The following is an 11,631-nucleotide window of genomic DNA, read 5'->3' as shown; positions in this document are numbered from 1 at the left end:
TCCGATGCCCTGGCGGCGCCGGGCCGGCGCCACCCCCACCTCCAGGCTCGCCAGGTGGGTGTTGTCGGCGACGGATCCGCCGATCTCCGCGACACCCACCGTGGCACCGCCGTCCCGCGCCGCCAGGAAGGTGCGTCCGTAGCGGGGGTTCGGTGACTGCGCGTTGTTGAGCAGGGTGCGCCAGGTGCGCACCAGCGCGCGGGGCCGGTCCGCACGCACGGCGGCCTGCTCCACCTCCCAGAAGGCCCGGAGACCCGCCTCGTCGGACGGGTCGACCTCCACGATGTCGACCTCGCTCGTCATTCCCGGCACGCCGCCACCGTGCCATGCTCGTCGGCATGGAGCCACTGGATTCCCTCCGTGAGGACTGGGAGCGCGCGCTGTGCGTCGTCGCCCACCCCGACGACCTCGAGTTCGGCGCCGCGGCCGCCGTGGCGCGGTGGACCGGCCAGGGCAAGCGGGTCGTCTACTGCATGGTCACCAGCGGCGAGGCCGGCATCGACGGCCTGCACCCCGACGAGTGCCGCCGCGTCCGCGAGGCCGAGCAGGTGGAGTCGGCGCGCATCGTGGGCGTCGACACCGTCGACTTCCTCGGCCTCCCCGACGGCGTCCTGGAGTACGGCGTCGCGCTGAGGGCCGCGATCGCCGAGGTGGTCCGCCGGCACCGGCCCGACATCGTCGTGACGGGCAACTTCCGCGAGACCTGGGGAGGGCGCAATCTCAACCAGGCCGACCACATCGCCGTCGGAAGGGCGGTGGTCGACGCGGTGCGCGACGCCGGCAACCGGTGGGTCTTCGCCGAGCAGCTGACCGACGGGCTGGAGCCCTGGGGAGGGGTGCGGGAGGTCTGGGCGTCCGGCTCCCCCGAGGCGACGCACGGCGTCGACACGACCGAGACCTTCGATGCCGGCGTTTCGTCGCTTGCCGCGCACGCGGCGTACATCGACGGTCTGGGCTGGGAGGGCTGGGACCCGCGCGAGTTCCTCGAGGGCTTCGGCCGGCAGGCCGGCCAGCGGATGGGCGTGGCGTTCGCCGCGACGTTCGAGGTCCTCCCCATGGGCTGGGGCGAGTAGCCAGGGAGGGTCGCTGGCGGTGCCTCAGTCGGCACTGAGCAGCTCGGCCGGCACCCACTCCTCCACCAGCCCCCACCGCCCCGGCCGCAGCTCGGCGACGTAGGCGACCCGGCCCTCCCAGCGGCCGTTGCCGACGCGGCGCCACTCGACGAGGAGCGCCGGGCGCGGGCGGCTGCCGTCGACGGGGAGGGAGACGAAGCAGTGCCGGCCGGGGTGGTCGCCCGCGGGTGTGGGTGGAGCAGCAGGAGCGGGCGTCGAGGCGCCGCGGACCCGGTCGCGCAGCGGCACTCCGCTCCCCGATCCGTAGCCACCGCGCGCCATGCCCCCGATTAGAACATGTGTTCGAATCACGAGGCCTTCCGCTCTCACCACCGACCTGCTTGGCTCGACGTGATGCGAGCCACGGGGCCCGCACCCGACGAGAGGACGCCCATGCCCATGCTCAGCAACGGCCCGGTCGAGATCCACTACGAGGACTCCGGCGGCGACGGCCGGCCGGTCGTCCTCATCCACGGCTGGCCGCTCAGCGGCGCCTCGTGGTCCGCGCAGGTGCCGGCGCTGACCGAGGCGGGACACCGGGTCGTCGCCTACGACCGGCGGGGGTTCGGGCAGTCCGCCAAGCCTGGCACCGACTCCGCCTACGACTACGACACCCTCACCTCCGACCTCGACGCGCTGATGAACGAGCTCGACCTCCACGACGCGAGCCTGGTGGGCTTCTCCATGGGCGGCGGCGAGGTGGCCCGCTACCTCGGCACGCACGGCGAGGACCGGGTCCACAGCGCCGTGCTGGCCGGTGCCGTGCCGCCGTGCCTGCTCAAGGACGACGCGCACCCCGACGGGGCCCTCACCCTCGACGACGTGGCCGGCATGCAGGAGCAGCTGCGCGGAGACCGCGAGGCCTTCTTCGACGCCTTCACGACCAACTTCTTCAGCGCCGACGGCGACCTCAAGGTCACCGAGGAGCAGCGCCAGGTGGCGCTCGGGCTCGCGGCGCGCGCCGACCTGCACGCGGCCGCCGAGTGCATCGGGTCGTGGGTCACCGACTTCACCGGAGACCTGGCCAAGATCACGGTCCCGCTGCTGGTCGTGCACGGCGACTCCGACGCGATCGTGCCGTTCGAGGTCTCCGGCCAGCGGACCGCCCAGGCGGTGGCCAACAGCGAGCTGGTGGTCCTGTCCGACGCTCCGCACGGGTTCAACGTGAGCCATGCCGATGAGCTCAACCGGGTCCTGCTGGAGTTCCTCGCGCACTGAGGGCACGGCGTACGCCGGTCAGGCCGCCCGGCGCTCGCGCACGATCTCGCCCACCAGCGGCACGCGCGGCGAGGCGAAGCGGAGCGGCATCCGGGCCTCCTCGGGGGTCCGGTTGCCCTTCCGCGCGTTGCACGGGCTGCACGCCGCGACGCAGTTCAGCCACGACCACTGGCCGCCGCGTGATCGCGGGACGAGGTGGTCGACCGTGGTGGCCTTGGCGCCGCAGTAGGCGCAACGGTGCTTGTCGCGCAGGAAGACGCCACCGCGGTGCCAGGCGGCCTCGCGGTAGAGCCACGCCTGGAAGACGTAGCGGACCAGGCGGAGCACCCGGGGCCACGGGTGCGGCCCGATGCGGCGGGTCTCGTCACCCTCCTCCACGACGGCGACCTGGCGGAACAGCATCCGCACGGCCTTGGGGAAGTCGACGTGGCCCAGCGGCTCGTAGGAGGCGTTGAGGAGCGTGACGGATCGCGATCGGTGGCTCACGGCACCTCCTCCGTCGCGGGTGGCTGCCTCCAGTGTGCGCCGCAGGTGGTCGTGGGGGAACACATTTCCTCGGGACGGCTCAGGGATTGCCCGTCCGCTGCCCGGCCAGGTGCGCCGAGAGGGGGAGGCTCGACCACACCGTGCTCCCGGTGGGGCGGGCCAGGAGCAGCGTGCCGGCGTCGACGCGCAACCCGCGTGGGACCTCGACCCGGAACCCGCTGTCGGGCGGTGCCTCCGGGTGCACGTGGACGACGTCCCGCCGGGGCGACCGGTCGACCGGCCCGGCGTGCCACAGGGCTCCCGCCGCATCCCGGAACCCGAACTCGAGGTCGTGGCCACTCGTCGCGCTGAAGGCCCAGCCCGTCACCTCGGCACCGGCCTCGGTCGGCCGCACCGCGTCGACGCACCACTCGAGGTGGTAGTCCCACCCGGGGTAGCGCTGGTCCAGCGCGGGCGCGGAGACGCGGTGCAGCACACCGCGGACGCGCTCCATGAGCGTCGGGTCCGCGACCACGTCCTGGATCACCGACGACGCCCGGTGGCTGGTGAAGGCGGTCGCCTCGTCGACGAGGGCGTCGACGCCCACCTCGGCGCGGAAGCGCTCCCTGGCGCGCAGGTAGCGGGCCAGCGCCGGCTCCGGCAGCCGTACGGGCAGCACCGGTCCACCCCGGGCGAGGAAGCCGCGCCGGTTGGTGCGGTACCGCGAGTCGGTCGTGGACGTCCGCTGCGGCTTCCTGAGCGAGCCGACGTACTCGGTCTGCGAGCGGTGCACCGCATGCAGCACGAACGCCTCGGGCAGGTGATCGCGGGTCGAGGCGAAGTGGTCGTCCGGCACGAAGCTCCCCCACTGCTGCGCCTCCTCGTGGGCGAGGGGGAAGGGGTCGCGCACCAGCAGCCGGGTCCCGGAGGTCGTCCGAGCCGTGTGCGGACGGACCTGCACGACCCGGTCGTCGAGGCGCACCACCGACTTGACGTGCGGGTCGAGCTGGACCGTGAGCTCGCCCGCCAGCGGGTGGTCGAAGGCCGGCCGGTGGGGGCTCGGCACGTCCATGCCCCAGGGGAAGGACACCACGTTCACGTCAGCGGCCTCCGGCAGGAAGGCGTGAATGCTGGTCTCGAGGTCCTGAGGCAGCCAGTACTCGTCGAGGTCGAGGAAGCCCGCGTGCGTGTATCCCTGGCGCTCAGCCCTCCGCGCGAGCCTGGCGTAGGCGCGGTACTGGAACCACCTGCCCCGGAGCAGCGAGTCCTCGAGCAGCTCGTCGACGACGCGGAACGACACCTGCTGGTACGCCGCGGAGACGGCCTCCATGATCTGCACCGAGGTGTCGTGGGAGCCGTTGACCCACACCTCCACCCCGTCGAAGCCGACGTGGAGGTGGTGGAAGACCCAGTCGGCGAGGTAGGGGCCCTCGTTCTGCGCGATGGCGCACAGCTTGACCCGCCTCGACACCCGGGGATGGTATCGCGGGGCGCGTCGCCCGCCGGGCGACGCGACCGGACGGCCGCTCGCACGAGTTGCCGCCGATCAGGCCCCGGCGTAGGGGATGAGGATCTCATCGACGATGTGGGTGACCAGGTCGTCGGTGATGGGGTCACCGGTGACGAGGAAGCGGTGCCAGAGCACGGCCTGGCCGAGCTCTCGGGCCACCTCGAACGGCACGTCGGGTCGCACCTCGCCGCGGTCGATGGCGCGGGTCAAGGTCTCGGCCATGGCCTCCTTCCGCCACGCGATGACCCCGTCGCGGAACGCTGCGGCGAGCTCGGGGTCCTGAGGCATGGCGCCCACGATGGCCACCCCGACCGCACCATGCGGACTGGCGAAGAAGTCGGCCCAGCCGCGCAGGATGGCCAGCATGTCGCCCCGGTAGCTCCCGGTGTCGGTGTGCGGGATGGCGTCCATCGCCAGCGGCACGAGCGTCTCGCGCAGCAGCGCTGCACGGTCCGCCCAGCGCCGGTACAGGACCGGCTTGCTCGTCGCGGCGCGGGCAGCCACCGCCTCCATCGTCACCCCGGCCGCCCCCTGCTCGATGACGAGGTCGAGCACCGCTGCGTGGATCGCCTGCTCCAGCACACTGCCGCGGCGACGCCTCGTCGTAGCCACCGCTGCCCCGGGATCACTCGCCTCCACCATGACTCGAGGCTACAAGAAACGATTGCGTTTCTCTCGTTGGACTCCTACAGTGCTTCTAAGACACGCCACCGTATGCAAGGAGCGACCCGTGAAGCAGCTGCCCCTCCCCCGGCCGCGTCCCGTGCTGTTCCCGCTGCGGTCGGCCGACACCGCGACGACCACCGTGCAGCCCCTCTCGCGCCACCGTCGGCGCGTGACCATCGACCACCAGCCGTTGCGCGGCGTCACGCCGGAGATGGTGCTGTGGTGGTTCCAGAACATCGGCGGCACCATGTCGTACGGCGACGCCGTGGTGCCCAACTACCTGGCGTGGCACCCGGTGGACCACATCCGGTGGGAGCTCGCGCGTCCTGCGCCGGGCGGCGGAGCTCGTGAGGGCGCCCGGTTCCGGATCATCGAGGCGTTCCAGGGCCGCCCGGAGTTCTACATCGACACCACCGAGAGCGTGGAGAGGCTCGACGCCACCGGCATCCGCCTGGTCCGTCGCCTCGCGGGCGTTCCGGTGCTGCAGCTGAGCCACACCTGGTCGGCCGGCGAGGGACACACCCACTACGTCAGCGTGCTCGAGATCGGGTCGAACGCCGCCCTGCTCACGCCCGTGAACCGCTACCTGACCGAGCGCCGCTTCCCGATGTCGATGACCCGAGCGTGGCTGGTGCACAACATCGAGGAGGTCGGGGTGCTCGAGCACATCCTGCCGGGCGCGTACGCCGTCCGCGCCGACGCGGACGCCCGGCCCACTGGTGCCGTGGACCCTGGCGCGCACTCGGTGGTCGGCAGCTAGCTGGGACCCCGCCTCACACGGCCTGTCGCTCGGCCGTCAGCGCGCAGCGCGCGCAGATGCGGTGCCCGTCGTCGGTGACGGCCGTGGCCAGCCGCCGGCAGCGGTCGACCGCGCAGTGATTGCCGGGGTCGGCGAGAAGGTGTGCGTGTCCATACATCGATGACAAGTGGGGCCCTCTTCGGCGCGATCGCGGTTGCTGACGTCGCTGGTACCCACGCGACGCCCAGGTAACGCCGTCTGTGGCGGAGCCCACGCGCGGGCACCTCGCCGTGCCGAGGCCCAGGAACGCGCCGGAGGCCTGCTCCTGGCCGACGCCTGTCGGCGACCCGTGCCGACACGCACAACTGAGTGTCCACAATGTTGCGTTCTCATGTTCGTTCGTGTTTGATCGGCAGCGACAAGGTGTGATCATCGTCACTTCAGCCGTGGCCGGCAGTGCCGAGCAAGGGAGCCCCACATGACACGCAGTTCCATCGTTAGCCGCATGGTGGTGGCGAGCGCCTTCACCCTCGCCCTGGCCGGGTGCACCAGCACGGGCGACGAGGGCAGCAACACCACCGGCGGCGGCGACGACGCCCAGGTCGTCAAGGAGGACCCGTCCGCCTCGGGCGACGGCTGCACCCTCGAGCAGTACGGCGCCGAGAAGCTCGAGCTCGCGGGGGCCACCGTCGGCTTCTCGCAGTCCGAGCCCGACACGGCCGCCTTCCGCGCCGCCGAGACGGAGTCGATCAAGTCGGCCGCCAAGGAGGTCGGGGTCGGCAAGCTCATCGTCACCAACGCCAACGCCGAGCTGCCCAAGCAGATCTCCGACATCCAGGACATGCTCAACCAGGGCGTGGAGTTCCTCATCGTCGCCCCGGTCAACTCCGACGGCCTCGACCCGGCGCTCGACGCGGCCAAGGAGGCCGGCGTGCCGGTCCTCACCATCGACCGCAAGGTGACCAACGCCTCCTGCGAGGACTACATCGCCTTCCTCGGCTCCGACTTCTACGACCAGGGCAGCCGCGCGGCCGACGCGATGAACGAGGCCACCGGTGGCGAGGGCAAGGTCGCGATCCTGCTCGGCTCCTCGGGCAACAACGTCACCGACAACCGCAACGCCGGCTTCAAGGACAAGGTCGAGTCCGACTACCCGGGCCTGGAGATCGTCGTGGAGCAGACCGGCAACTTCGCCCGCGACGAGGGCCAGTCGGTGACCGAGCAGCTGCTCCAGTCCAACCCCGACATCACTGCGATCTACGCCCACAACGACGAGATGGCGCTCGGTGCCGTGACCGCCATCAAGGCGGCGGGCCTCAAGCCGGGCACGGACATCAAGATCGTCTCGATCGACGGCACGCGCAACGCCGTCCAGGGCATCGTCGACGGCGAGATCAACGCCGTCATCGAGTCCAACCCGCGCTTCGGCCCGCTGGCCTTCGAGACCGCGCAGAAGTTCTACGACGGAGAGACCATCCCCGAGGACGTCATCATCGTCGACGACGAGTACACCACCGAGAACGCCGAGGCAGACCTCGACAAGGCCTTCTGACCGGGCGACGCTGTCACCAGCGCCGCAGATCGGCTCCGGGAGGCAGGTCCGCCACGCGCGGGCCTGCCTCTCGCTCCATCCCGACCGGCTCCCCCACCGCCGGGCCTCCGACCGAGAAGGCAGTCGTGACCGATCCCACCATCACCGTCACCGAGCCCCGCACGGCGACCGTGCTCGAAACCGCGGGGGTGACGAAGTCCTTCGGCGGTGTCCACGCCCTGCGCGGTGTCGACTTCTCCCTCGCCGAGGGCGAGGTGCACGCGCTCGTCGGTGAGAACGGCGCGGGCAAGTCGACCTTGATCAAGGTGCTCACCGGCGTCCACCGCCCCGACGGCGGCGAGGTGCGCTACCGCGGCGGGCGCGTCGACTTCGCCCAACCCGCAGCCGCCCAGCGAGCCGGGATCTCCACGATCTACCAGGAGGTCAACCTCGTCCCGCTGCTCTCGGTGGCTCGCAACATCTACCTCGGCCGCGAACCCCGCAGGTACGGCCTGATCGACGTCCCCACCATGGAGCGCGACGCCCGCGAGCTCGTCGAGCGGCTCGGCGTCCACATCGACGTCCGCGAGGACCTCGGCCGGCTCGGCCTCGGCGCCCAGCAGATGGTGGCGCTGGCGCGGGCCATGTCGGTCGACAGCAGGGTCGTCATCATGGACGAGCCCACCTCCTCGCTGGAGGCGCGCGAGGTGGCCACCCTCTTCGACGTGTCCCGCAGCCTGCGCGACCAGGGCGTCGGCCTGGTCTTCGTCTCCCACCGCCTCGACGAGCTCTGGCAGCTGTGCGACCGGGTCACGGTGCTCCGCGACGGCCGCGACGTGCACACCGGCCGGATGGACGGCCTGACCCGCACCGGGCTGGTCTCCCACATGCTCGGCCGCGACGCGGGTGAGCTGGCTCGCGACGGTGCCACCGAGTTCGGCGAGAGCCACCTGCAGGGCCGTGAGCCGGTGCTGTCGGTGGCGGGCATCGATGCGCGCAACACCCTCCGCGGCGTCGGCCTCACCGTCCGGCCCGGGGAGGTCCTCGGCCTGGGCGGACTGCTCGGCTCCGGTCGCAGCGAGACCGTCAAGGCGATCTACGGCGCGCTGCCGACCCAGGCCGGCGAGGTGATCGTCGACGGCCGGCCGGTCCACCGCAACTCCGTGCGTCACGCCCTGCGGTCGGGGGTCGCGCTGCTCTCGGAGGACCGCAAGGCGGAGGGGATCATCCCCGACCTCTCGGTGCGCGACAACATCGCGCTCGCGGTGCTGCCCCGGATGTCGCGGATGGGCATCGTCTCGGAGAGCCGCATCGACAAGCTCGTCGAGACGTTCATGGGCAAGCTGCGGATCAAGGCGTCGAGCCCTCGCCAGCTGGTGCGCGAGCTGTCCGGCGGCAACCAGCAGAAGGTGCTGATCGCCCGCTGGCTCTGCACGGAGCCGCGCGTCTTCCTGCTCGACGAGCCGACCCGCGGCATCGACGTGGGCGCCAAGGCCGAGGTGCAGTCGCTCATCGACGAGCTCGCCGAGCAGGGCCTGGCCGTCGTGCTGATCTCGAGCGAGATGGACGAGCTGGTCGAGGGCGCCGACCGGATCGTCGTCCTGCGCGACGGCGCGGTCGAGGCCGAGCTCGACGGCGCCGACCTCACCAGCTCAGCCCTGCTCGCCGCGCTCGCCGGCGACATCGCCCAGGCCGATGCCGCGGCCCAGGAGGAGGACCGATGACCACCACCGCCACCCCACCGACCCGCGCGGAGGCCGAGACGCGGCGCCGGCGCGGGCTCGACCTCGACTGGGTCCGCACCAACGGCGTCTACGTCGCCCTGGCGCTGCTCTTCCTCCTCAACGTCGTCTGGACCAACAACTTCCTCACCGAGCGCACGCTGCTGCTGCAGCTGATCCAGGTGACCCCCGTGGTCATCGTGGCTCTGGGCATGGCGCTGGTCATCGGCACCGAGGGCATCGACCTCTCCGTCGGTGCGGTGATGGCCCTGGCAGCCGCGCTCATCCCCCTGTACGTCGGCTACGGGGCGGCGATGGCGATCCTCATCGCCGTGCTGGTCGGCTTCGTCACCGGCTCGCTCGCCGGGTCGATGGTCGCCGTCGTCGGCGTGCAACCCATCGTCGCCACGCTCGGCATCATGGTCGCGGGCCGCGGCGTGGCCAACCTGCTCGGCGGTGAGATCAAGACCATCCGCGAGCCGGGCATCGTCAGCCTCGGCTCCGAGTCGCTCCTGGGCGTGCCCTACGTCGTGCTGATCGCGGCGGTCATCGCCGCGCTCGTCTGGTTCGCCGCCCGCCGCACCACCTACGGGCGCCAGCTCGTCGCCATCGGCGGCAACAAGCGGGCGGCCGAGCTCGCCGGGCTCCCGGTCAAGCGCGTCGTCATCACGACGTACGTCGTGGCCGGCGTGCTCGCCGCGATCGCCGGCGTCCTGCTCGCGGCCCGCTCCCAGGCCAGCGACCCGACCAAGCTCGGCCAGCTGATGGAGCTCTCCGCCATCACCGCCGTCGTGATCGGCGGCACGCCGCTCTCCGGCGGGCAGGTCCGGATCATCGGCACCATCGCGGGCGCCCTGCTGATGCAGCTGATCTTCGCCACGCTCGTCTTCCACAACATCCCCGACTCCACGGCGCAGATGGCTCAGGCCGTCATCGTCATCGCCGCCGTCTACGTCCAGATGGGTCGCAGGAGGAGCACCTCATGACCACGGCCACCGCACCCGAGGTCACGCCCGGCACCACCGGCGAGCGGAGCAGCCGGGCCCGCGTGGCGCACCTCGTCCAGCGCCAGGGCGCGCTGGTGATCCTGGTCTTCGCGGCGGTCGCCGCCACCGTGGCCTTCGACAGCTTCGGCACCCAGCGCAACCTCACCAGCATCGCGGTGCAGGCCTCGTTCCTCGCCGTGGTCGCGCTCGGCATGACCTTCGTCATCATGGGCGGCGGCATCGACCTCTCGGTCGGCTCCGTCTTCGCCCTCGGTGGCGTGCTGGCCGCCTGGGGGTCCCAGCACGGGCTCCTGGTCGCGCTCGCACTGCCGCTCGCCGTCTGCGGGGCCATCGGGCTGGTGCAGGGGCTGGTCATCGCGCGCGGCGGGCTGCCGCCGTTCATCGTCACGCTGGCCGGGCTGCTGTTCGCCCGCGGACTGCTGCTCCTCATCACCGATGAGGGCTCCACCACCTACAAGGTGCCGCCCGGCGCGGCGTTCCGCGAGATCGCGCAGGGCAAGCTGCTCGGGCTCAACTACACGGTCTGGGTGGTGATCGTGCTGTTCCTCCTGGGCGGCCTGGTGCTGCACCGCACGTCGTACGGCTCGACCACGCTGGCCGTCGGTGGCCAGGAGGACGCCGCCCAGCTGATGGGCCTGCCCGTCATGCGCAGCAAGGTGATCGCCTACGTCACCTCCTCCCTGCTTGCCGCCCTCGGCGGCATCATGATCGCCTCCTACACCTCCTCGGGCGTCACCATCCTCGGCGTCGGCATGGAGCTCGAGGTGATCTCGGCGGTGGTGCTCGGCGGCACGCTGCTCACCGGCGGCGCCGGCACCGTCCTGGGCACCCTCGTCGGCGTGCTGCTGCTGCAGGTGATCAAGAACATCATCAACCAGGTCGGCTCGCTCAACTCGAACTGGCAGGCCGTCGTCAGCGGCGTGATCCTGCTCGTGGTGGTGACCGCCCAGCAGTGGCTGGCCAGGGTCGAGCGTCGCTAGTGCACTCGCGCCAGGGCGTCCAGCACGGCTGGCAGCAGCGCGTCCGCGATGACCTCGTAGCCGGCGCTCGAGGGGTGGAAGTCGTCGCCCGAGAACAGGCTCGGGTCGGCCGCGAAGGCCCGCGCCGTGCCCTCGTCGCCGTCGGCGACGACGCCGCCCTCGGCCACGACCACGTCCACCTGGCGGGCTCGCACGGCGGCGCTGGCCGCGCGGACCACCGCACGCAGCGGGGCCGGGACGTGCGGCACGACACTGAGGTCGGGTGCCGGCGCGACGACGACCTGGACGCCTGCCTCCCGCAGGCGGCGTACGGCGTCGGCGAGGTGGCGCCCGACGTCGGCGACCGGCACCCGGTGGGTCAGGTCGTTGGCGCCCACCACCACCACGGCCACGTCCGGCCGCCAGCCGATCGCCCGCTGCACCTGTCCGGCAAGGGCGGCGCTGCGGGCCCCGGGCACCGCGAAGACCCGCGCCTCCGCCTCGGTCCCCCGGCGCCCGAGGGCATCGACGAGCCGGCGTGCCGGCGTGTCCTCCGGGCGCGCGGCCCCCTGCCCGTAGGCGATGGAGTCACCGAGGACAGCCAGGCGCAGCGTCATGCCTGCCGGGTACCCAGTCACCGGCCCCGGAGTCCACCCCGGGGCAGAGCTCGAGCCGCCCCGACGCCGTCCCGCGTGCCCGGCCC

Annotated in this window: 13 protein-coding genes; 7 read left to right on the top strand and 6 right to left on the bottom strand. The window is 72.1% G+C overall.

The window, feature by feature from the left end; translation table 11 throughout:
- Positions 1-312: GNAT family N-acetyltransferase (locus QZX64_RS01900; RefSeq protein ID WP_295656484.1), on the bottom strand; the 312-nt coding region annotated here is incomplete at its 3' end.
- A gap of 26 nt (positions 313-338) precedes the next feature.
- Here QZX64_RS01900 and QZX64_RS01895 point away from each other — a divergent pair.
- The gene (locus QZX64_RS01895) at positions 339-1,073 is read left to right on the top strand and encodes a PIG-L deacetylase family protein (RefSeq protein WP_295656483.1); all 735 of its coding nucleotides are present in this window, start codon (positions 339-341) and stop codon (positions 1,071-1,073) included.
- Between the two features lie 24 nt (positions 1,074-1,097).
- Here QZX64_RS01895 and QZX64_RS01890 read toward each other — a convergent pair whose 3' ends face one another.
- Entirely contained in the window at positions 1,098-1,394 is a 297-nt protein-coding gene (locus QZX64_RS01890; protein WP_295656482.1) for a hypothetical protein, read from the bottom strand.
- Positions 1,395-1,505: 111 nt separating this feature from the next.
- On the opposite strand from QZX64_RS01890, the gene QZX64_RS01885 reads away from it, so the two are divergent.
- Positions 1,506-2,330 (top strand): alpha/beta fold hydrolase, encoded by an 825-nt coding sequence (locus QZX64_RS01885; RefSeq protein WP_295656481.1) that lies wholly within the window; start codon positions 1,506-1,508, stop codon positions 2,328-2,330.
- Positions 2,331-2,348: 18 nt separating this feature from the next.
- On the opposite strand, the gene QZX64_RS01880 is transcribed toward QZX64_RS01885, so the two are convergent.
- The 3 genes from QZX64_RS01880 to QZX64_RS01870 form a co-directional block, all read right to left on the bottom strand.
- Complete coding sequence (locus tag QZX64_RS01880; RefSeq protein WP_295656480.1) at positions 2,349-2,816, bottom strand: HNH endonuclease; 468 nt, start codon at positions 2,814-2,816, stop codon at positions 2,349-2,351.
- 79 nt (positions 2,817-2,895) lie between these two features.
- Positions 2,896-4,266, bottom strand: coding sequence for a glycosyltransferase family 2 protein (locus tag QZX64_RS01875; protein ID WP_295656479.1), 1,371 nt, complete (start codon positions 4,264-4,266; stop codon positions 2,896-2,898).
- Between the two features lie 75 nt (positions 4,267-4,341).
- Positions 4,342-4,947 (bottom strand): TetR/AcrR family transcriptional regulator, encoded by a 606-nt coding sequence (locus QZX64_RS01870; protein ID WP_295656478.1) that lies wholly within the window; start codon positions 4,945-4,947, stop codon positions 4,342-4,344.
- 88 nt (positions 4,948-5,035) lie between these two features.
- Between QZX64_RS01870 and QZX64_RS01865 the strand changes: the two genes are divergently transcribed.
- From QZX64_RS01865 to QZX64_RS01845, 5 genes are all read left to right on the top strand, one after another.
- Positions 5,036-5,731 (top strand): hypothetical protein, encoded by a 696-nt coding sequence (locus tag QZX64_RS01865; RefSeq protein ID WP_295656477.1) that lies wholly within the window; start codon positions 5,036-5,038, stop codon positions 5,729-5,731.
- A gap of 484 nt (positions 5,732-6,215) precedes the next feature.
- Positions 6,216-7,262: an ABC transporter substrate-binding protein gene (locus QZX64_RS01860; protein ID WP_295656476.1), complete on the top strand. Its 1,047-nt coding sequence runs from the start codon at positions 6,216-6,218 to the stop codon at positions 7,260-7,262.
- Between the two features lie 125 nt (positions 7,263-7,387).
- Positions 7,388-8,965 carry a sugar ABC transporter ATP-binding protein gene (locus QZX64_RS01855; RefSeq protein WP_295656475.1) on the top strand — a complete coding sequence of 526 codons (1,578 nt, stop codon included), beginning with the start codon at positions 7,388-7,390 and terminating at the stop codon, positions 8,963-8,965.
- Entirely contained in the window at positions 8,962-9,948 is a 987-nt protein-coding gene (locus QZX64_RS01850; protein ID WP_295656474.1) for an ABC transporter permease, read from the top strand. Before QZX64_RS01855 ends, QZX64_RS01850 begins: the two co-directional genes overlap by 4 nt.
- Positions 9,945-10,949, top strand: a complete 1,005-nt coding sequence (locus tag QZX64_RS01845) for an ABC transporter permease (RefSeq protein WP_295656473.1) — start codon at positions 9,945-9,947, stop codon at positions 10,947-10,949. The genes QZX64_RS01850 and QZX64_RS01845 overlap by 4 nt, the downstream gene beginning before the upstream one ends.
- Here QZX64_RS01845 and QZX64_RS01840 read toward each other — a convergent pair.
- Positions 10,946-11,545: an SGNH/GDSL hydrolase family protein gene (locus tag QZX64_RS01840; RefSeq protein ID WP_295656472.1), complete on the bottom strand. Its 600-nt coding sequence runs from the start codon at positions 11,543-11,545 to the stop codon at positions 10,946-10,948. The genes QZX64_RS01845 and QZX64_RS01840 overlap by 4 nt on opposite strands.
- Between the last annotated feature and the right edge of the window lie 86 nt (positions 11,546-11,631).

Origin of the sequence: uncultured Nocardioides sp. (genome assembly GCF_902805925.1) — a bacterium.
Classification (GTDB): Bacteria; Actinomycetota; Actinomycetes; order Propionibacteriales; family Nocardioidaceae; genus Nocardioides.
Note: the sequence above shows the minus strand (reverse complement) of the source record. Positions and strands in the feature narration are given on the sequence as shown.